Origin of the sequence: Enterobacter sp. BWH64, from assembly GCF_001037645.1 — a bacterium.
GTDB classification, from domain to species: domain Bacteria; phylum Pseudomonadota; class Gammaproteobacteria; order Enterobacterales; family Enterobacteriaceae; genus Enterobacter; species Enterobacter hormaechei_C.
This window is the reverse complement of the sequence record NZ_KQ089922.1, coordinates 3,034,491-3,054,308: the sequence shown is the minus strand read 5'-3', so window position 1 is coordinate 3,054,308 and position 19,818 is coordinate 3,034,491. Positions and strand designations below refer to the sequence as shown.

Here is a 19,818-nt window from a genome sequence, read left to right as displayed (position 1 = left end):
CCTTTTTTATTGCGTAGTTATTATTTTTTGTTCCGTACTATACAGCCTGGCTATAAATGATATAGTGGTTATAGTTAACCCGTTTCTTATTATCAAATCGTCTTAAGCGATTGACGCATGCGCTAAATCGGATGGTCTGGCATGAAATTACAGCAGCTTCGCTATATCGTTGAGGTCGTCAATCATAACCTCAATGTCTCTTCCACCGCAGAAGGTCTTTATACCTCTCAGCCAGGCATCAGTAAGCAGGTGCGTATGCTGGAGGATGAGTTAGGTATTCAGATATTTGCCCGCAGCGGTAAGCACCTGACTCAGGTCACCCCGGCAGGACAGGAAATCATACGCATCGCACGGGAAGTGCTCTCCAAAGTCGACGCCATTAAATCCGTCGCCGGGGAACATACCTGGCCGGATAAAGGCTCTCTGTATATTGCCACCACGCATACACAGGCGCGTTATGCGCTTCCCGGGGTGATCAAAGGCTTCATAGAACGCTATCCCCGCGTTTCCCTGCATATGCATCAGGGCTCACCGACGCAAATCGCAGAGGCCGTGTCTAAAGGCAATGCAGACTTCGCTATCGCGACGGAAGCGCTCCATCTGTACGATGATCTGGTCATGCTCCCGTGCTACCACTGGAACCGCTCTATTGTCGTGACCCCGGATCACCCGCTGGCGGGGAAGGGCGAAGTGACAATCGAAGAACTGGCGCAATACCCGCTGGTGACCTATACGTTCGGCTTTACGGGCCGGTCTGAACTGGACACCGCGTTTAACCGCGCCGGATTAACGCCACGGATTGTCTTTACGGCGACGGATGCGGACGTCATAAAAACGTATGTGCGTCTGGGCCTGGGCGTTGGGGTTATTGCCAGCATGGCGGTGGATCCTGTCTCAGACCCGGATCTGGTGCGTCTGGATGCGCATGATATTTTCAGCCACAGCACCACCAAGATAGGTTTTCGTCGCAGCACGTTCCTGCGCAGCTATATGTATGATTTTATTCAACGCTTTGCGCCACATTTAACGCGCGATGTGGTGGATACAGCTGTGGCGTTACGCTCCAATGAAGACATCGAAGAGATGTTTAAAGACATTAAACTTCCCGCCAAATAATCACTCCCGGTATCTTTCTCTTGCGGAAAGATACCGTCATTCCGCTTTAAACCTGAATTAGAATTATCATCATCTACGCCCACTGTCATATATCGTCATAACCCATTTGATGACTATGGTTTTACTGTCGCAAATTTGCGACAAAAGTAGAAACTAATTTACAGCTGTGCAAATTATTCTTTTCAATTATTTATTTCGGGTCAAAAGATTGAATTTTCCCGGGCTCGGATACGTAAATTCACTGGCTTTTCGGCTAAAGTTTCTTTAGGATTTATCTCATCAGATGATTACTTGTGCCAATTGTTTGGTCTCTAAATGATAAGCGATATCGATTGTATGAGGTTAGCAATGCCGTCAGGAAGTGAAGAACCGCAAAGGGATCCCGCGCTTAAGCGTAAAGCCTGGCTGGCGGTCTTTCTTGGCTCTGCCCTGTTCTGGGTGGTGGTTGCTCTTCTTGTCTGGAATTACTGGGGTTGATTATGGTCATGACGGTGCGTACAGAAGCGAGAAAAGAGATGTGTCAGCTTCGTGACAATGCTCACAAAGCCCGTAAGGCGCCAGCAACCAGCGTGCCAGCTTCCTGGAAACTGACGCCGCAGCAGCAGGCCTTTATTGATGTGTTCGCGGAAGACGAACCCAAAAAACAATAATTTTGATTTTTGCGTAATGATGCAAATAGTCTGAATATAGACCGTGCACTTTTGTACTCCTTAATAAATACACATCAGCAATATAGAACGAGGGCAGACCTCGCAACCTTAAATAATTAAAGTCTGGTGTCCCTATGATGAATAACATGACAACCGTAAAATACTGGTCATGGCTCGGCGTATTCTCAGCGTCGATCCTCTTCTGGTGTCAGCTCCTCTGGCTGGCCTTGCACTAAATCGTAAAACCTCGCCACGGCGGGGCTTTTTGTTTTATCCCTCGCGTTAGACCATTCCTAAATTTATCAATTTGGGTTGTTATCAAAACGTTACGACATCTTTGTGTTATCTTTAATTACAGCCCTGATGATTGTCAGGACATCCCTGTTTTTAAGGAGGAGCTTATGTCGTTAACCCTACGCGAAGCCAGTAAGGACACATTACAGGCGGAAAATAAAACCTGGCGCTACTACAGCTTACCGCTGGCTGCCAGAACGCTTGGGGACATTTCGCGGTTACCCAAGTCGTTGAAAGTCTTACTGGAAAACCTCTTGCGCTGGCAGGATGGCGACTCGGTTACCGAGGAGGATATCCAGGCTCTGGCAGGGTGGCTTAAAAATGCTCATGCAGACAGAGAAATTGCCTATCGCCCGGCCAGGGTGCTAATGCAGGATTTCACCGGCGTGCCAGCGGTTGTGGATTTGGCTGCCATGCGTGAAGCCGTTAAGCGTCTTGGGGGCGATACTGCTAAGGTTAACCCCCTGTCCCCGGTAGACCTCGTCATTGACCACTCCGTCACCGTCGATCACTTTGGTGACGACGATGCTTTCGGCGAAAACGTCCGTCTGGAGATGGAACGTAACCATGAACGCTACGTATTTCTGAAATGGGGTCAGCAGGCGTTCAGCCGCTTCAGCGTTGTTCCACCGGGCACCGGCATTTGTCACCAGGTCAACCTGGAATATCTCGGCAAAGCCGTCTGGAGTGAATTGCAGGATAAAGAGTGGGTGGCTTACCCGGATACGCTGGTGGGTACCGATTCACACACAACCATGATTAACGGCCTTGGCGTTCTGGGCTGGGGCGTCGGTGGTATTGAAGCGGAAGCGGCCATGCTCGGCCAGCCGGTATCAATGCTCATTCCCGATGTGGTGGGCTTTAAGCTGACCGGTAAATTGTCCGAAGGCATTACCGCCACGGATCTGGTTCTGACGGTCACCCAGATGCTGCGTAAGCATGGCGTGGTGGGCAAATTCGTTGAATTTTATGGCGATGGTCTGGATTCACTGCCGCTGGCGGACCGGGCCACCATCGCCAACATGGCGCCGGAATATGGCGCGACCTGCGGCTTTTTCCCGATTGATAGCGTTACGCTGGAGTATATGCGCCTCAGTGGTCGCAGCGAGGAGCAGGTGGCTCTCGTTGAGGCCTACACCAAAGCGCAGGGCATGTGGCGTAACCCGGGTGACGAGCCGGTATTTACCAGTACGCTGGAGCTGGATATGGGCACCGTTGAGGCAAGCCTCGCAGGGCCAAAACGTCCGCAGGACCGCGTCGCCCTGAGCAACGTTCCGAAAGCCTTTGCCGCCAGCAATGAGCTGGAAGTTAACGCCGCACAAAAAGATCACCGTCCGGTGGACTATGTTCTGAACGGGCATCAGTATCAGCTCCCTGACGGCGCCGTGGTGATCGCCGCTATCACTTCCTGTACCAACACGTCCAACCCGAGTGTGTTAATGGCTGCCGGGCTGCTGGCAAAAAAAGCGGTAGAGCTGGGGCTCAAGCCACAGCCTTGGGTTAAAGCCTCCCTGGCGCCTGGTTCGAAAGTGGTATCCGATTACCTGGCACAGGCCAGACTCACGCCTTACCTCGACGAGCTGGGCTTTAACCTGGTGGGCTACGGCTGTACGACCTGCATCGGTAACTCTGGTCCACTGCCTGAACCTATTGAAATGGCGATCAAGCAGGGGGATTTGACCGTTGGCGCGGTACTTTCCGGTAACCGAAACTTTGAAGGGCGTATTCATCCGCTGGTGAAAACCAACTGGCTGGCCTCGCCGCCGCTGGTTGTAGCCTATGCGCTGGCCGGAAACATGAACATTAACCTGGCGACCGATCCGATTGGTCACGATCGCAAAAATGAACCGGTCTATCTGAAAGACATCTGGCCATCATCGCGCGAAATTGCGCGCGCGGTAGAGAAAGTTTCCACCGAGATGTTCCGCAAAGAGTATGCGGAAGTGTTCGAAGGCACAGCGGAGTGGAAAGCGATCGACGTAGTGGGTTCCGATACCTATGACTGGCAGGATGATTCCACCTATATTCGCCTGTCGCCATTCTTCGACGAAATGCTGGCGGAGCCTGCACCGCTGAAAGATATTCACGGCGCGCGCATTCTGGCGATGCTGGGCGATTCCGTCACCACCGACCATATCTCCCCTGCGGGTAGCATCAAGGCGGACAGTCCGGCAGGTCGGTATCTGCAAAGTCGTGGCGTGGAACGTCGCGATTTCAACTCCTACGGTTCGCGCCGCGGTAACCACGAAGTGATGATGCGCGGGACCTTTGCCAACATCCGCATTCGCAATGAAATGGTCCCAGGCGTGGAAGGGGGTATGACGCGCCACCTGCCGGATACAGAGGTCATTTCAATTTATGACGCAGCCATGAAGTATCAGCAGCAGGGTACGCCGCTGGCCGTTATTGCCGGTAAAGAGTACGGCTCCGGTTCCAGTCGCGACTGGGCGGCAAAAGGTCCGCGTCTGCTCGGGGTTCGCGTGGTGATTGCCGAATCCTTTGAACGTATCCACCGCTCAAACCTGATCGGGATGGGGATCCTGCCGCTGGAGTTTCCGCAGGGCGTAACGCGTAAAACGCTGGGTTTGACCGGGGAAGAGCAGATTGATATCAGCGGTCTGCAAAATCTGCAACCGGGTAAAACCGTTCCGGTGAAGTTAACGCGCGCAGATGGAACGACAGAAGTGCTGGATTGCCGGTGTCGTATTGATACAGCAACAGAGCTGACCTATTATCAGAACGACGGCATTTTACATTATGTGATTCGTAAGATGTTGGACTGATAAAACTCGCCCGGCACATGTGCCGGGCGTTTTGCGTTTACTCGCTCAGCAGATGCCCCATTTTGGCAGCTTTGGTATCGAGGTAGTGCGCGTTTTTCGGGTTGCGGCCGACAATCAGCGGTACGCGTTCCACAATATTGATGCCCGCTTCAGTGAGGATTTCCACCTTTTTCGGGTTATTGGTCAACAGACGCACTTCGTCCACGCCCAGCAGCTTGAACATATCCGCGCACAGGGTGAAATCGCGCTCGTCAGCAGCAAAGCCGAGCTGATGGTTCGCTTCGACGGTATCGTAGCCCTGATCCTGCAACGCGTAGGCGCGGATTTTATTCAGCAGTCCAATATTGCGACCTTCCTGACGGTGATACAGCAGAACGCCACGTCCTTCCTCTGCGATATGAGAAAGGGCGGCTTCAAGCTGAAAACCGCAGTCGCACCGCAGACTGAACAGCGCGTCACCGGTCAGACATTCTGAATGAACGCGGGACAGCACCGGCGTTTGCCCCGAAATGTCGCCGAACACCAGGGCGACGTGATCTTGCCCGGTTGCCAGTTCTTCAAAACCCACCATCAGGAAATCGCCCCATGGGGTTGGCAGTTTGGCTTCTGCCACACGTTTAAGCTGCATGTGATTCTCCAGACTAGGCTGACACGTTTCGTGCCTTTGCCCCATTATGCTTTCTGTATCGGACTATTTTGCCACAAGCCCGGCAACTTCACCTAATCACCACCACGCTTTACAAACGTTAAACGCACAATCCGACATATCCACCAGAATGATGAAATTCAGTTATGATTGTGGTGCTTAGTGAAAAAGGAGAGGACATGCTTTCAATTGCCAGACGAACGGCCGCAGGAGCCGCCGTATTGCTCGTTATACCCCTGGTCGTTTGGTTCTCCGGCTGGATGTGGCAGCCCGGACAAAACGAGACGTGGCTGAAAGCCTTATACTGGATAACCGAGACGGTCACCCAGCCGTGGGGGATTATTACGCACGTGTTGCTCTGTGGTTGGTTCCTGTGGTGCCTGCGCTTTCGCCTTCGCGCGGCGCTGGTACTGTTCGCTATTCTCGGCGGCGCCATACTTATCGGGCAAGGGGTGAAGTCGTGGGTCAAGGATCGTGTGCAGGAACCCCGTCCTTTCGTCGTCTGGCTGGAAAAAACGCATCATGTTCCGGTGGATGAGTTCTACAATTTAAAGCGTAAAGATCGCGGTGCGTTGGTAAAGGAGCAGCTTGCAGAACAGCAGGATATCCCGACCTTTATACGCAAACACTGGCAAAAAGAGACCGGCTTTGCGTTTCCTTCCGGGCATACGATGTTTGCTGCCAGCTGGGCGCTACTTGGCGTGGGACTGCTGTGGCCGCGTCGGCGTACCCTCACGATTGCGATTTTGCTGGTCTGGGCGACAGGCGTAATGGGCAGCCGGATGCTGTTGGGGATGCACTGGCCGCGTGATTTGGTGGTGGCAACGCTGATCTCGTGGGTACTGGTGACGCTGGCGACCTGGCTTGCACAACGTTTTTGCGGACCATTGACGCCGCCGCCGGAAGAGAAGGAAGAAATAGCCGAAAGGGAGTCTGGCGGAACCTGAAGGTTGATATTCCGCATTTTGACCATAAATCCATGTAGGGCGCGTTACTTTTTCCATTTCGCGCCCGCCACTAAAATGGTAGCTTATAAGGCTGATTGCAGTGAGTTGAACACGCTTTATACGCTCGAACCACATAACGGGAAGTCATGTGAAATATTTACTCATTTTCTTACTGGTGTTGGCGATTTTTGTCATTTCAGTCACATTGGGCGCGCAAAACGATCAACAGGTAAGTTTTAACTATCTGCTGGCGCAGGGCGAGTACCGGGTGTCGAGCCTGCTGGCGGTGTTATTCGCGGCGGGTTTTGTCATCGGCTGGCTTGTATGCGGCCTGTTCTGGCTTAAGGTTCGTGTTTCTCTTGTTCGCGCTGAACGTAAAATTAAACGGCTTGAACATCAACTTACGCCTGCGTCTGACATTCCGGCGAGCTCTGGTGTGCCGGTAGTCAAGGAATAATCGAATATGCTGGAGTTGTTGTTTCTGCTTTTGCCTGTCGCCGCAGCCTATGGCTGGTATATGGGCCGCAGAAGCGCGCAACAAACAAAACAGGATGAAGCAAACCGACTCTCCCGTGACTACGTAGCGGGGGTGAACTTCCTGCTGAGCAATCAGCAGGATAAAGCGGTGGATCTGTTCCTCGACATGCTTAAAGAGGATACCGGCACCGTAGAGGCGCACCTCACCCTGGGAAACCTGTTCCGCTCGCGCGGAGAGGTTGACCGTGCCATTCGTATCCACCAGACCCTGATGGAAAGCGCTTCGTTGACCTATGAGCAACGGTTGCTGGCCGTGCAGCAGCTTGGGCGGGATTACATGGCCGCGGGGCTTTACGATCGCGCCGAGGATATGTTCTCTCAGCTGGTGGATGAGACGGACTTCCGTATCGGTGCGCTTCAGCAGCTTTTGCAAATCTATCAGGCCACCAGCGACTGGCAAAAAGCGATTGATACTGCTGAACGGCTGGTCAAACTCGGTAAAGACAAACAGCGCGTCGAAATTGCCCACTTCTATTGCGAGCTGGCTCTCCAGCAGATGGGTAGCGATGACATGGATAAAGCCATGGCATTGTTAAAGAAAGGCGCTGCGGCCGATCGCAACAGCGCGCGCATCTCGATCATGATGGGGCGGGTCTTTATGGCTAACGGTGATTACGCCAAAGCCGTGGAGAGCCTGCTTCGCGTTATCGATCAGGACAAAGAGCTGGTCAGCGAAACGCTGGAAATGCTGCAAACCTGCTATCAGCAGTTAGGTAAGCAGGACGAGTGGGTTGCGTTTCTGCGTCGCTGCGTTGAAGAAAACACCGGTGCCACAGCCGAACTGATGCTGTCAGATGTCGTTGAAGAGCACGAAGGGAGTGATACCGCCCAGGTATACATTACCCGTCAGTTGCAGCGTCATCCTACCATGCGGGTATTCCATAAGCTGATGGATTACCACCTTAATGACGCAGAAGAAGGGCGCGCTAAAGAGAGCCTGATGGTGCTGCGAGACATGGTGGGTGAACAGGTGCGCAGCAAACCGCGCTATCGCTGCCAGAAATGCGGCTTCACCGCCTATTCGCTTTACTGGCATTGCCCTTCCTGCCGGGCGTGGTCAACCATTAAGCCAATCCGAGGTCTGGACGGGCAGTGATTTTTTAAAACTCCACATTTTAGTTACAACATACTAATTGTTGTGGTAATTTCGTCAGCACCGTGCGGTCTGGGGTTCGGCAGGAAAATCATTCGATTCTGTTCATTTACCCCGAGGGCAGGTAGAATGCACGCCGTTTATCTGTTCCGCGCCGCTGCGCGCCCATAGACGAAAAGGGCTGGTCATGACGTCTGTTACATCCTCCACTTCCCGCGTAGTTACCGATTCTCCCGTAGTTGTTGCTCTGGATTACAATAACCGTGACGCCGCACTGGCCTTTGTTGATGGCATTGATCCCCGCGATTGCCGTCTGAAAGTAGGCAAAGAGATGTTTACGCTGTTCGGCCCGTCAATCGTCCGCGATCTGCACCAGCGTGGCTTCGACGTTTTCCTCGACCTGAAATTCCACGATATTCCGAATACCACTGCGCACGCCGTAGCTGCGGCGGCTGAACTGGGCGTGTGGATGGTTAACGTTCATGCATCCGGCGGGGCACGCATGATGACGGCTGCGCGCGAAGCGCTGGTGCCGTTTGGCAATGACGCTCCGCTTCTGATCGCCGTCACCGTGCTGACCAGTATGGATGAATCCGACCTGCGCGATCTGGGTGTGACGTTGTCACCTGCCGAACACGCGGAGCGTCTGGCGCGCCTCACGCAACAGTGTGGTCTCGATGGCGTGGTCTGTTCGGCTCAGGAGGCGGTTCGCTTCAAAGCTGAGCTAGGCCGCGACTTTAAACTGGTAACGCCAGGCATCCGTCCGGCAGGCAGCGAGTCTGGGGATCAGCGACGCATCATGACGCCAGAGCAGGCGCTGAGCGCGGGTGTAGACTATATGGTGATTGGTCGCCCGGTGACGCAATCCGCTCATCCGGCAGAGACCCTGAAAGCGATTAATGCATCACTGAAAAAGGGGGCATAATGCGTGACGCCAACAGTCGTCTGGTCTATTCAACGGATACCGGGCGCATTGAAGAGCCAAAAGAGAAAGCTGAACGTCCGAAAGGCGATGGTATCGTGCGAATTCAGCGGCAGACCAGCGGCAGGAAAGGTAAAGGGGTTTGCCTTGTCACTGGCATTGATCTGGATGATGCAGACCTGGTAAAGCTCGCCGCTGAACTTAAAAAGAAGTGCGGATGCGGTGGGGCAGTAAAAGACGGCATTATTGAGATTCAGGGTGATAAACGGGATTTAATTAAAACGCTGCTGGAAGCCAAAGGAATGAAAGTTAAACTGGCGGGCGGCTAAAATAAATGAGCCACGGACATTGCCGTGGCTCTTTTTTTTACGTGCGTAAGTCAGACCTGAAAATACAAAATATATTATTATACCGGTGAGAGCCGTTATGGTGATTATTTGCCCACCTGGTGACCGATAACACCACCTACGGCAGCACCACCTAATGTACCCAGCGTACTACCATCCGTTAATACTGCACCACCAAGCGCACCAGCACCGGCACCAATCGCGGTGTTACGGTCACGTTTAGACCAGTTAGAGCAAGCGCTCAGGGACATTGCTACAGTGATTGCCAGAACAGCGGCGGCTAATTTTTTGCTGGTAAAGGTCATAATACTTTCTCCTGAATTATCGATTCACGGAAAGGAATGCACTTTAAGTATAGACAATATCCATACTTAAATTCTGTTCCCGTGAAAGCTGGTCGCGCAGGTGTTTCATCATCACGCAGGTGATAGTCACTTCCTGTTATATCGCTAATATTAATTTTACGTGTTTAGAACGGTTTCAACAGGTAAAAACTCTTAAAGGCAGGGTCAGAATACTCTCAGAGAAAGGTTTAAGTGCGCCCATTATTCGGGCGCAGCAGGATAATCAGGCCGTTTTTTTCACAATATCGACAGTCAGGCCGTCTTGTTCTAATTGCTGGCGATATTCATCGCGCAAACGCTCATCCGTGATCACGCGGCTGAAGCGCGAAGCCGGACCCATCGTATAAGGGTGTACGGCGCCAAACTTAGAGCTGTCGGTCAGCACTATCGCTTCACACTCTTTGGCGAGTACTGCGTTAACCACGTCTGAACGCATCATGTCGCGACCAGTAAAGCCGGTGTCGGGCTGCCAGCCGTCAATACCAATGAATGCTTTACTGAAGTGAACCTGCTGAACATATTGACGCGTTAATGGCCCCACCATGCTTTCGCTTTTCTTCTGGTAAATGCCGCCCAGCAGTATCACCTCGCACTGAGTTTCCTTCAACAGATGGGCGATATAGCTGCTTACGGTGATGATGGTAACGTCTTTTTGATCGGCGAGCGTGCGCGCCAGAAGGGCGTTACTGCTGCCATTTTCAATAAAGACGGTCTCACCGCTATTCACTAAGGATGCAGCAAACTCCGCCAGCTCCCGCTTGAGCGCATAATTGTTCATCATGCGGGTTTCGACGTCGTCGCTGTCCAGTGGAACGGCATATCCGTGCGCACGCCGCAGGTAGCTCTGTTTTTCCAGCAGATTCAGATCCTGACGAATGGTGACTTCAGAAACGCCGGTGGCTTTAGCGAGATCGACCACGCTTACGCGTCCCTGATCGATCACCATCTGCAAAATGATTTGTTGTCGGGAATTCATAGCATCCATTTAAAAGGCAAGGGCGGAAACGACGTGGCTACACTTCCCACGGGGCTTTAGGTTGAGTGGATTCTGGAGCGTCATCAGCGCCGTTCTCAGCCAGCAGTTCAGACTTGAGGATTTCAAGGTTACGGATAGCAGAGTGATAATCGCCTGCGACAAGAATATCCAGCACAGTATCAATACGCTGTGCCACGGCTGTTGCATCAATGTTAGACATAAGCTCACCCTGAAGCGAAAAGTTAATATTATCAATGATGCAGAAAATTGATTCAAAAGAGAAGGTAAAAAATGCAATAACCAAAGTTCATAAATGAAAGTGATAAATTTGGCCCCCGTATGCTGCGGGTTGTAGGGGTGGATTAGTCTAAAACTGCGCGCAACGCGCTTTTTTATAAGAGGAATTCGACTATGACAGTTATCAACCAGACAACCTGCACATTGTTTACTGATGCTGAACGATTCACTCAACTGGCGGCTTATTATGAGGCCGAACGGCGTACGGTGTGGATGATGTTACGTGCCACGCCACGGCCTTGCTTCAATCATGCGCTGATCGAGGAGATCATGAATCTCTCCTGGCTGGTTCGACAGTCCGGATTTGTCGTTGATTTTTGGGTCACCGGATCGCTGGTCCCCGACATCTACAATACCGGCGGTGATTTACAGTTCTTCGTTGAGTGCATCAAAAACAACCGACGCGAAGCGTTACGCGCCTATGCCCGGGCCTGTGTGGACTGCGTTCATGCCGCCTCGCGAGGGTTTGATACCGGAGCTGTCACGCTGGCTATGGTGGAAGGAAGCGCGTTAGGGGGCGGGTTTGAAGCCGCGCTGGCGCATCATTTCATTCTGGCCCAGCGCGATGCCCGATTAGGCTTTCCGGAAATCGCGTTCAATCTGTTCCCGGGCATGGGCGGCTATTCACTGGTGGCGCGTCGTGCCGGCATGAAAATGGCGGAGGCGCTGATCTACAAAGGTGAGACGCATACGGCGGAATGGTATGAGCAGTATGGTCTTGTGGATCTCTTATTCGAGCCGTTACAGAGCTATGTTTCGGTGCGGACGTTTATCGACACGCTACAGCCGAAGCTCAACGGCGTAAGGGCCATGCTGCGTGCGCGTACGCGCGTGCTGCCACTTCCGCGAAGCGAGCTGATGGACATTACCGAGGATTGGGTTGATGCCGCCTTCTGCCTTGAACCGAAGGATATCGCCTACATGGAGCGGCTGGTTATGCTGCAAAATCGCCATCAGGCGACGGGCTTACGCAAAGCCAGCTAACGGACATTTCTGGCCTGATAGCGCTTTAGCCATCGCTCGAATGCGGCAGCGGGCATGGGCTTAGCAAAAAGATAACCCTGCCGTTCGTTGACGCCATTCTTCGTCAGAAAGGCGTCTTCTTTTGCACTTTCCACCCCTTCAGCAATGACCTGCAAATTTAACGCCTGCGCCACGGCGACTATCGCACGCACCAGCGACTGTGAAATAGACTGCTTATGAATGTCCCGCACGAAAGACTGGTCAAGCTTAATGGCATCGATAGGGAAGCGCGCCAGCTGCGACAGGGAAGAGTACCCCGTACCAAAGTCATCCAGGTGAATTTGCGCTCCCAGGCGGCTAAACTGCTGGATCACTGACAGGGCCAGCTCTTCATTTTCAATGAGACAGCTTTCGGTCAATTCCACGTCAATCGGGCAGTATTCAAAATTCAGGTCTTTCAGCGCCTGCTTCAGGTCGCTGAAGATGGTCTGGTCCGCCAGCTGACGGGCGGAGACGTTGACCGCGACGCGAAGGTTGATCCCCTTGTCGCGCCATTTTGCCACCTGGCGCACCACATCAAGCATAACCCAGCGGCCCAGGGGCACAATCAGCCCTGACTCCTCAGCATAGGAGATAAACTCCATCGGCGGGATCAGGCCACGCTCTGGGGACTGCCAGCGCACCAGCGCCTCCAGACTTCTGACTTCGCCGCGCCAGGTTATTTTGGGCTGGTAGTGGATTAACAGCTGATCGTTATCCAGCGCTTTACGCAGGTTGGTATCCAGCCACAGGTATTCAAATACGCGCTGGTTCATCTCTGGCGAGAAGACGCAGAATTTGCCCCGGCCATTTTCTTTGGCGGTGTACATGGCGGTGTCGGCATTACGAATGACGCTTTCGCGATCGTTACCGTGCTGGGGCGCAAGCGCGATGCCCAGCGAGCAGCCGGTGTAAACCTCTATCAGCCCGATGCGGAAAGGCTGACGAAGTCGGGTCAGTATGCGCGATGCCATGGCTTCCAGCGCGCCCTGCGAGGTATCGGTGGCCAGCACGATAAACTCATCCCCACCCAGGCGCGCCAGGGTTTGTCCTTCGTCCAGGCAGCTCAGGATCGCCAGCGCAACGGCCTGTAGCAGCTGGTCGCCAAACATATGCCCATAGGCATCGTTCACTTTTTTAAAGTTATCCAGATCGAGATAAACCACGCCTACCTGCGTGTCACCCCGAGCGGTGATGGCATCAGAGATCAGCTCATGGATGGCGTTTCGGTTAGGCAAACCGGTAATCGTATCCGTATTGGCGAGTACGCGCAGGCGCTCCTGGGCCCGACGCTCTTCGGTTATGTCGGTACCTGAACAGATGAGGAAAATTTCATTTTTCCCGCTGCCGCTGTGAACAAATTTATTTCTGAAGAGAAACAGGCGCTGCCCTTTGCGGGTCTTGATCCAGCGTTCAACTTCGTACGAGCTGCCGTTACGAAAAAAACCGGTGATGTTGCGTTTGGAGGCTGCGGCTTCGCTACGACTCATAAACAGTTTGAACACGTTTTGCCCGATAACTTCCTGTTCCTTCAGGCCCGTATATTCTTCACTTAAACGGTTGAAGCGCTGAATATTCCCGTTCTGGTCGAGGATCACAATCACGGAGTTAGCCTCGGACACTACCTGTTCGGCGAAGGAGAGCCCCTGCGCCAGGTCCCGCGCCACGGAAGGAGTATCGTTCCAGGCTGATGCCGTTCCTGCCCACTCATTTTTGTTAATTTTACGGCCGACAAGATGAACGGGAACGTCCACACCGTACAAGGGCAGGGTCATGGCAATGCTGGAAGTTATCACGGTGAGCTGGCGGATCAGCGCGGCCTGCTCATCATCCAGCGCCACCACCTGAATGATGTCAGCGCTTTCACTGGCAGCAAGATGCAGAGCATTGCTGTCTGCTGTCAGTCGCCACCAGGGGCTATGCGTACCCATGTAACGAAACAGCAAATTCTGCTCCAGATCGTCCATCACGTTTTCTCCCGCGGCTGCTGAGTAGCGCACAAATTATTCATTTGCAGTCGACAATGACGGCTCTCTTTTACTGTAGATAATTCTGGCGAAATGTGGCGATGGGAAACAGAAAAGTGTGAGAAAAAACGATGATTTTGCGGGAGATAATACAGAAGAGAACTCCCGGCCACCCCTTAACGGAACGGCCGGAAGTTTACGCGGTTATCAGGCGACAGGGCGCGCGATAATACTGCGGGTTTCCATGCGCACTTCAGCGATGGTGACATCAATCACGTCAGTGACCTTGTAAACCGTTTCGCCTTTAATTTGCACGGTCCCGTTTTCCTGGCTACAAACCAGTTCGTCGCGAACGGCATGCAGGAACGGGGCAGGAATAAAGGCAACGGCGCCATTATCCACCAGACGAACGCGCATACCGCCGCGGCTGATGTCAATGATTTCAGCCGGGAAACGGGTGTCAGTCCCTGCCTTATCATTCAGGAAGCGCGCGTATAACCAGTCGCCGACATCACGCTCCGCCATACGGTTCAGTCGGCGACGTTCTGCCATCTGCAACGTCGTATCATCCTGTGGGCGGGCAACAGATTCCCCTTTGATGATCGCTTTCAGCAGACGATGGTTAACCATATCGCCGTACTTACGGATCGGGGAGGTCCAGGTCGCGTAAGCCTCAAGGCCAAGGCCGAAGTGCGGGCCTGGCTCGGTGCTGATTTCCGCAAAGGACTGGAAGCGGCGAATACGGCTGTCAAGGAACCCTGAAGGCTGCGCGTCCAGCTCGCGGCGCAGTTTGCAGAAACCTTGCAGGGTCAGCACTTCCTCAGGATCGACGTGTACGTCATGGGTTTTCAGCAGGGCAGCCAGCGCTTCGGTGTTCGCCGGATCAAACCCGGTGTGCACGTTGTAAATGCCAAAGCCTAATTTGTCGCGCAGCACGCGGGCGGCACAAATGTTGGCGGATATCATCGCTTCTTCAACGATGCGGTTGGCAATACGGCGCGGCTCAGCGACGATATTCAGCACTTCACCTTTTTCACCCAGCACAAAACGGTAGTCCGGACGATCTTTGAAGACCAGCGCGTGAGTTTGACGCCATTCGCTGCGGCTCAGGCAGACGCGGTGCAGCAGACGAATTTGTGCGGCAATGTTGTCGGACTCGGGTTTCCAGCTGCCCGTGTTCTCCAGCCAGTCGGACACGTCGTCATAGGCCAGCTTGGCTTTGGATTCGATGGTGGCGGCGAAGAATTCAATATCTTCTTCAATGGTACCGTCAGCCGCAATGGTCATCCGACAGGCCAGCACTGGACGTACTTTGTGCGCACGCAGCGAGCAAAGATCGTCGGAGAGTTCACGCGGCAGCATCGGAATGTTAAAGCCCGGCAGGTAGTTGGTGAACGAGCGCACTTTGGCCATCTCGTCCAGCTTGCTGCCTTCGACAATCCATGCGGTAGGGTCGGCAATTGCGACGGTCAGATGCAGTTTGCCATCGGCTGTCTCTTCGGCATACAGCGCATCGTCCATATCCTCGGTGCTGGCGCTGTCGATGGTGACAAAGTGCAGCGCCGTCAGATCGCGACGTTCCAGACCTTCGTCCTGCATTTCAGTCGCCACGCCCTCAGGCGCTTCTTTTTCGAGGTTGTGGCGCGCCAGCGTCACCCACCATGGGACGAAATGGTCGTCGCCGAAGGTAATGTATTGGGTAAGCTCGGCGTAGAAACCGCGATCGCCTTTTAAAGGATGACGGCGCATCTCAGCAACCGCCCAGTCACCCTCAACAAAATCATGCTCAACGCCACGCGCGGCGCGGCACGGAATAGCATCTTTCAGGAGAGGATGGTCCGGCACGACAGAAAGACGATCGTCTTTTTTATGCACTTTCCCGACAAAGCGGGTCAGGAAAGGTTCGATCAGTGCTTCCGGCTCGGCAGACTCTCGTTCCTTTTCGGTATGAATAACGGCCGAAATGCGGTCGCCATGCATCACTTTCTTCATCTGAGGAGGCGGAATGAAGTAGCTCTTCTGCCCGTCAACTTCAAGAAAGCCAAAGCCCTTTTCCGTGGCTTTTACGACCCCTTCTGCACGCGGCGTCTGGGAATGCAGTTGCTGTTTAAGCTGCGCTAGCAGCGGGTTGTCCTGAAACATAATGTTCTATTTTCGTAGCCATTGAGCGGCTGACAGTTTTACGCGAATCTCACTGCTACAGCAAGCGCTCTTTAGGTAAAGAGTATGGTTATTCCTCTTTGCCGAGCGCCACGCGCAGACGGTCCAGCCAGCCATAAAATGCATCTCGGGTAAGCAGGTTGATGGCCTTCTCTGGCGAGAGATCTGACCCGGTCAGGGGCGTTAACTGGGCGGCGCTAAAGCGATCCGGAGAGGCGACAAGCAGCGCACGAGCGGCTGAGAGCATCGAAGACGCTGGGCCTTCACTTCGCGGATGGTTAAGCAGAATTTCTCCCGTCAGATCAAGCAGCATCGGCTCATGACACAGCACAGGAGTAAGCGCTTCAAGCGCCGGTTCCGCCTGCCAGCGTGAGAGCGCCTCAAGCTGAAGCGCACTGGCATATTTTAGCTCAACCGGGGGTAGCGTGGCGGTCCATCTGCTGAAGCTGACCGGCAGCGTATGGGGCTGAATGTGATGCCCGGGCAGCCAGCGTACCGGATGGCCAAGCAATGCCTGAAATACCGCGACCACTCGCGCCTGAAAACCGACAAAGCCGATGATCTGGTTGATAAGCACAATGTCATACGTTGTGAGTCCAACCTCATCAAGCTGGTTTTGGGCTTTATCATCGATGACATCGGGTGAGCTGGCTAACTGGCGGGCATACTGGGTAATTTCTGCAAGGCGTCGATTGCTTTCCCGGGAGGAGTCCGGCCCCGGAAGAGGGGCGAGCAGAGCAGCGTAGTGGTTACAGAGCCGCTGAACGCCACACGCCTGGGCAACCGTTAATGCCGTGCTCAGCCTGTCGTAGGCGCTGAGCGTATGCAGACGGTTCACGGGAGTATCAAGCGGGAACAAAAGATGACACAGGGTTCGGGCAGGCGTAAGCCAACCAGCACAGCTTGCGAGAATGTCATCGGGCAGGGCTAAATCGAGCAAAAAACGGTCGTCGACGTTAGCGGCTTCGGGCACCAGCGGCAGAACGTCCGTCTGCGAATGATTCGACTGGGTTTCATGATACCAGTGGCCTTTGCCGGAAAAACGGCGTTGTTCCATGGGCGTTCCTTGATCTCAAAATGGCGATCAATATCCTGGCGTAAGGCGGATGAGCGGAAAAATATTGTTAGGTGATAACAAATAGCAGAACGGAATAACGAGGGGCGGGGCGGGGGAAACTCTCTTCCCTGACGGGAAGAGAGTGACAAGCTTATTTAATTTCCAGCTCGTTCATTGCAGCGATGTTGAAGCCGCCGTCAACGTGAACCACTTCGCCGGAGATACCTGCGGAAAGGTCAGAGCACAGGAATGCCGCAGAGTTACCCACATCTTCGATAGTAACGGTACGACGAATCGGGGTAACCGCTTCGCAGTGTGCCAGCATTTTACGGAAATCTTTGATACCGGAAGCGGCCAGGGTACGGATTGGACCCGCAGAAATAGCGTTAACACGCACGCCTTCAGGACCCATCGCGTTCGCCATGTAGCGCACGTTGGCTTCCAGAGACGCTTTCGCCAGACCCATAACGTTGTAGTTAGGGATAGCACGTTCTGCGCCGAGGTAGGACAGGGTCAGCAGGGCTGCGCCCGGGTTCAGCATCGCGCGGCAGGATTTTGCCATTGCAACGAAGCTGTAGGAGCTGATGTCGTGGGCGATTTTGAAGCCATCACGGGTAACCGCGTTCACGTAGTCGCCGTCCAGCTGGTCGCCAGGAGCGAAGCCGATGGAGTGAACAAAACCGTCGAATTTCGGCCATGCTTTTGCCAGTTCAGCAAACATGCCATCAATACTTTCGTCTTGTGCAACGTCACATTCCAGAACAATGCTGGAACCCAGCTGCGCGGCAAATTCTTCAACACGGCCTTTCAGCTTGTCGTTCTGGTAGGTGAACGCCAGCTCAGCGCCTTCGCGATGCATTGCCTGTGCGATGCCGTATGCGATGGACAGTTTGCTGGCAACGCCAGTCACCAGAATGCGCTTACCGGAAAGAAAACCCATAGCTTTAATCCTTATATTCATTGCTTATTTTGCCTTGTAATTCATAGCGTTACAGGCAGTATTTCAAAATCATTCGAAATTAGCTCGAAATTATAGCCCACTCACAGCCCCTTGTGTCACGATATTTCTCGCTCCTGCGCCGTGAATGGGCTCACGGAAGAGGTCGAACTGTCTCTTCATCAGGCTGTTTCGTGTGTATCCCAGCAGTATATCACCGCACGCGTGGTTCGCCTCATCCAACCAGCGGGCACCGTGACGCCGCCCTCATGCTGATGTGTCCAGCGCCTTTTGCGCAAAATGATCCGTTTAGCCCTTTAAACGCTTTAAAATTGCGCGAGGGTTGATAACGGCTATGCCATTTTGCGTCTTTATCTGTGTGCGGTAAGAAGGAAGATGAAAAATATTACGTTGGCCGAAAAACTGATCATGCTGTCAGGTGCGGTGCTTTTCGCACTAATGATCGCGGTGAACTCCTTTTGCGTGAATGATAATCCTGGTTTCAGGGTGCCTATGACCACCTATTTGATCGTCATGATTGCGCTGTTCTTTCTGGATACCATTATCTTTATTTTTATCCAGATGCTGTATGCCTCCGACCGAACGCGTTTTTCATTATTCATTCTGAGCCTGGCATTTCTTAGTGGGCTGGTTTATTTTATTGAGACGATCATTGTTATTCAGCTTCCGGAGCATGCTGGTTTTACCCAGGCGGCAAAAACCAACGATACGGCGGTATTCTATTTTTTCCGGCAGCTGAGCTTTATCGTATTACTGGCGCTGGCGGTCCGTGTGGAGAAAATCACGATACGATCTACGCTCAGATTCCGAAATAAGATCAGCATGACGTTAGCATTAATGATGTCACTGGTTATGTTTCCGATGCTGGCCCATTATCTCAGCAGCTACCATCCGGCCTGGACATTAACGATTGCAGCATACGAAGATGAACATCATCATCCTGTCTGGGATATCAGGTACGTAAACGTTCTGATCCTGCTCTGGTCGGCTTTACTTTGTTATATGATTTCAGTGACACGCCTGGCGTCCGGGATCTGGAACAGTATTATTGTGGTCTGCCTTTCCGCCATCGTTTACAATTTTTTCCTCTTACTGCTTGATACCTACAATCTGTCGCTCTGGTATATCAGCCGGGCAGTAGAGGTCCTCAGTAAATTATTTGTGATTTGTACCTTAATGTTCCATGTCTTTAACCTGTTGAAAATTTTCGGCGATCGGGTTGATCGCGATCCGCATACTCAGATCTACAACCGTAAATATTTTTACGAGGCACTTCCGCGGATCCGCTCGCTCAGGACAGAAAAGGGGGCCAGCATCATGATGCTGGACATCGACAACTTTAAGTCGATTAACGATAACTGGGGCCATCTTGTGGGGGATCGCGTGATTCTGGCGGTCGTGGATATTATCAAAGACAGCATTCGCGATAACGACATCTTTGCCCGACTGGGAGGCGAGGAATTTGGTCTTCTGCTGCCGGATACGGACAGTAGGCAGGCTATTGCCGTCGCGGAACGTATTCGCCAGAACGTTCAACAGCGCACCGGGCCTGGCTACCATTATGCTCTCCCTGTAAAGGTCACATTAAGTATCGGCGTGTGCTCAGCCATTCAGAATAACGTCAACAGCAATGATATTATGCGTGACGTGGACGAGGCGTTGTATGAGGCTAAGCACAACGGTAAAAACAGAATCGTTACCAGACAGGCGGAATGCAGCTGA

General features: G+C 53.0%; 20 protein-coding genes. 12 read left to right on the top strand and 8 right to left on the bottom strand.

The window, feature by feature from the left end:
- Positions 1-141: 141 nt before the first annotated feature.
- The 5 genes from cysB (at position 142) to acnA (ending at position 4,843) form a co-directional block, all read left to right on the top strand.
- Complete coding sequence (gene cysB, locus SK50_RS14560) at positions 142-1,116, top strand: HTH-type transcriptional regulator CysB (protein ID WP_006810844.1); 975 nt, start codon at positions 142-144, stop codon at positions 1,114-1,116.
- A 336-nt stretch (positions 1,117-1,452) separates the two neighbouring features.
- Complete coding sequence (locus SK50_RS14555) at positions 1,453-1,593, top strand: YmiA family putative membrane protein (RefSeq protein WP_213083754.1); 141 nt, start codon at positions 1,453-1,455, stop codon at positions 1,591-1,593.
- Between the two features lie 8 nt (positions 1,594-1,601).
- Positions 1,602-1,766 (top strand): hypothetical protein, encoded by a 165-nt coding sequence (locus SK50_RS24030; protein WP_162183706.1) that lies wholly within the window; start codon positions 1,602-1,604, stop codon positions 1,764-1,766.
- 137 nt (positions 1,767-1,903) lie between these two features.
- Positions 1,904-2,002, top strand: a complete 99-nt coding sequence (ymiC, locus tag SK50_RS24175) for a small membrane protein YmiC (protein WP_032103392.1) — start codon at positions 1,904-1,906, stop codon at positions 2,000-2,002.
- A gap of 165 nt (positions 2,003-2,167) precedes the next feature.
- Entirely contained in the window at positions 2,168-4,843 is a 2,676-nt protein-coding gene (gene acnA / locus SK50_RS14540) for an aconitate hydratase AcnA (RefSeq protein WP_017693321.1), read from the top strand.
- Between the two features lie 37 nt (positions 4,844-4,880).
- Here acnA and ribA read toward each other — a convergent pair whose 3' ends face one another.
- The gene (gene ribA / locus SK50_RS14535) at positions 4,881-5,471 is read right to left on the bottom strand and encodes a GTP cyclohydrolase II (protein WP_003856813.1); all 591 of its coding nucleotides are present in this window, start codon (positions 5,469-5,471) and stop codon (positions 4,881-4,883) included.
- Between the two features lie 197 nt (positions 5,472-5,668).
- On the opposite strand from ribA, the gene pgpB reads away from it, so the two are divergent.
- From pgpB to yciH, 5 genes are all read left to right on the top strand, one after another.
- Positions 5,669-6,436: a phosphatidylglycerophosphatase B gene (pgpB, locus tag SK50_RS14530; protein WP_045345097.1), complete on the top strand. Its 768-nt coding sequence runs from the start codon at positions 5,669-5,671 to the stop codon at positions 6,434-6,436.
- A gap of 148 nt (positions 6,437-6,584) precedes the next feature.
- On the top strand, positions 6,585-6,893 hold the full coding sequence (locus SK50_RS14525; RefSeq protein ID WP_003856817.1) for a LapA family protein: 309 nt from the start codon (positions 6,585-6,587) through the stop codon (positions 6,891-6,893).
- A gap of 6 nt (positions 6,894-6,899) precedes the next feature.
- Positions 6,900-8,069, top strand: coding sequence for a lipopolysaccharide assembly protein LapB (gene lapB, locus SK50_RS14520; RefSeq protein ID WP_003856819.1), 1,170 nt, complete (start codon positions 6,900-6,902; stop codon positions 8,067-8,069).
- 184 nt (positions 8,070-8,253) lie between these two features.
- Positions 8,254-8,991, top strand: coding sequence for an orotidine-5'-phosphate decarboxylase (gene pyrF / locus SK50_RS14515; RefSeq protein WP_032671609.1), 738 nt, complete (start codon positions 8,254-8,256; stop codon positions 8,989-8,991).
- Positions 8,991-9,317, top strand: coding sequence for a stress response translation initiation inhibitor YciH (gene yciH / locus SK50_RS14510; protein WP_003856822.1), 327 nt, complete (start codon positions 8,991-8,993; stop codon positions 9,315-9,317). The genes pyrF and yciH overlap by 1 nt, the downstream gene beginning before the upstream one ends.
- 104 nt (positions 9,318-9,421) lie before the next feature.
- Here the strand turns inward: yciH and osmB are convergent, their stop codons facing one another.
- The 3 genes from osmB to SK50_RS14495 all read right to left on the bottom strand — a co-directional run bounded on the left by osmB (position 9,422) and on the right by SK50_RS14495 (position 10,875).
- Complete coding sequence (osmB, locus tag SK50_RS14505; RefSeq protein ID WP_017384212.1) at positions 9,422-9,640, bottom strand: osmotically-inducible lipoprotein OsmB; 219 nt, start codon at positions 9,638-9,640, stop codon at positions 9,422-9,424.
- A gap of 262 nt (positions 9,641-9,902) precedes the next feature.
- Positions 9,903-10,655 (bottom strand): DNA-binding transcriptional regulator YciT, encoded by a 753-nt coding sequence (locus tag SK50_RS14500; protein WP_023296713.1) that lies wholly within the window; start codon positions 10,653-10,655, stop codon positions 9,903-9,905.
- Between the two features lie 37 nt (positions 10,656-10,692).
- The gene (locus SK50_RS14495) at positions 10,693-10,875 is read right to left on the bottom strand and encodes a YciZ family protein (RefSeq protein WP_032672073.1); all 183 of its coding nucleotides are present in this window, start codon (positions 10,873-10,875) and stop codon (positions 10,693-10,695) included.
- A gap of 191 nt (positions 10,876-11,066) precedes the next feature.
- On the opposite strand from SK50_RS14495, the gene SK50_RS14490 reads away from it, so the two are divergent.
- Positions 11,067-11,936: a crotonase/enoyl-CoA hydratase family protein gene (locus SK50_RS14490; RefSeq protein ID WP_017384209.1), complete on the top strand. Its 870-nt coding sequence runs from the start codon at positions 11,067-11,069 to the stop codon at positions 11,934-11,936.
- On the opposite strand, the gene pdeR is transcribed toward SK50_RS14490, so the two are convergent.
- The 4 genes from pdeR to fabI form a co-directional block, all read right to left on the bottom strand.
- Positions 11,933-13,924 carry a cyclic di-GMP phosphodiesterase gene (gene pdeR / locus SK50_RS14485; RefSeq protein ID WP_048229985.1) on the bottom strand — a complete coding sequence of 664 codons (1,992 nt, stop codon included), beginning with the start codon at positions 13,922-13,924 and terminating at the stop codon, positions 11,933-11,935. The two genes, SK50_RS14490 and pdeR, sit on opposite strands and share 4 nt — an antisense overlap.
- Positions 13,925-14,128: 204 nt before the next feature.
- Positions 14,129-16,063: an exoribonuclease II gene (locus tag SK50_RS14480; protein WP_045345099.1), complete on the bottom strand. Its 1,935-nt coding sequence runs from the start codon at positions 16,061-16,063 to the stop codon at positions 14,129-14,131.
- A gap of 88 nt (positions 16,064-16,151) precedes the next feature.
- Positions 16,152-17,138, bottom strand: a complete 987-nt coding sequence (locus SK50_RS14475) for a CMD domain-containing protein (protein WP_048229591.1) — start codon at positions 17,136-17,138, stop codon at positions 16,152-16,154.
- Positions 17,139-17,289: 151 nt separating this feature from the next.
- The gene (fabI, locus tag SK50_RS14470) at positions 17,290-18,078 is read right to left on the bottom strand and encodes an enoyl-ACP reductase FabI (RefSeq protein WP_003856831.1); all 789 of its coding nucleotides are present in this window, start codon (positions 18,076-18,078) and stop codon (positions 17,290-17,292) included.
- Between the two features lie 393 nt (positions 18,079-18,471).
- Between fabI and SK50_RS14465 the strand changes: the two genes are divergently transcribed.
- Positions 18,472-19,818 carry a sensor domain-containing diguanylate cyclase gene (locus tag SK50_RS14465; RefSeq protein ID WP_017693328.1) on the top strand — a complete coding sequence of 449 codons (1,347 nt, stop codon included), beginning with the start codon at positions 18,472-18,474 and terminating at the stop codon, positions 19,816-19,818.

Coding starts and splice junctions, on each gene's coding strand:
- SK50_RS14480 (WP_045345099.1), bottom strand. CDS start 16,063: ATGTTTCAGGACAACCCGCTGCTAGCGCAGCTTAAACAGCAACTGCAT.
- lapB (WP_003856819.1), top strand. CDS start 6,900: ATGCTGGAGTTGTTGTTTCTGCTTTTGCCTGTCGCCGCAGCCTATGGC.
- acnA (WP_017693321.1), top strand. CDS start 2,168: ATGTCGTTAACCCTACGCGAAGCCAGTAAGGACACATTACAGGCGGAA.
- fabI (WP_003856831.1), bottom strand. CDS start 18,078: ATGGGTTTTCTTTCCGGTAAGCGCATTCTGGTGACTGGCGTTGCCAGC.
- pyrF (WP_032671609.1), top strand. CDS start 8,254: ATGACGTCTGTTACATCCTCCACTTCCCGCGTAGTTACCGATTCTCCC.
- cysB (WP_006810844.1), top strand. CDS start 142: ATGAAATTACAGCAGCTTCGCTATATCGTTGAGGTCGTCAATCATAAC.
- SK50_RS14465 (WP_017693328.1), top strand. CDS start 18,472: ATGAAAAATATTACGTTGGCCGAAAAACTGATCATGCTGTCAGGTGCG.
- ymiC (WP_032103392.1), top strand. CDS start 1,904: ATGAATAACATGACAACCGTAAAATACTGGTCATGGCTCGGCGTATTC.
- SK50_RS14495 (WP_032672073.1), bottom strand. CDS start 10,875: ATGTCTAACATTGATGCAACAGCCGTGGCACAGCGTATTGATACTGTG.
- ribA (WP_003856813.1), bottom strand. CDS start 5,471: ATGCAGCTTAAACGTGTGGCAGAAGCCAAACTGCCAACCCCATGGGGC.
- yciH (WP_003856822.1), top strand. CDS start 8,991: ATGCGTGACGCCAACAGTCGTCTGGTCTATTCAACGGATACCGGGCGC.
- osmB (WP_017384212.1), bottom strand. CDS start 9,640: ATGACCTTTACCAGCAAAAAATTAGCCGCCGCTGTTCTGGCAATCACT.
- SK50_RS14490 (WP_017384209.1), top strand. CDS start 11,067: ATGACAGTTATCAACCAGACAACCTGCACATTGTTTACTGATGCTGAA.
- SK50_RS24030 (WP_162183706.1), top strand. CDS start 1,602: ATGACGGTGCGTACAGAAGCGAGAAAAGAGATGTGTCAGCTTCGTGAC.
- SK50_RS14555 (WP_213083754.1), top strand. CDS start 1,453: ATGAGGTTAGCAATGCCGTCAGGAAGTGAAGAACCGCAAAGGGATCCC.
- pgpB (WP_045345097.1), top strand. CDS start 5,669: ATGCTTTCAATTGCCAGACGAACGGCCGCAGGAGCCGCCGTATTGCTC.
- SK50_RS14475 (WP_048229591.1), bottom strand. CDS start 17,138: ATGGAACAACGCCGTTTTTCCGGCAAAGGCCACTGGTATCATGAAACC.
- SK50_RS14500 (WP_023296713.1), bottom strand. CDS start 10,655: ATGAATTCCCGACAACAAATCATTTTGCAGATGGTGATCGATCAGGGA.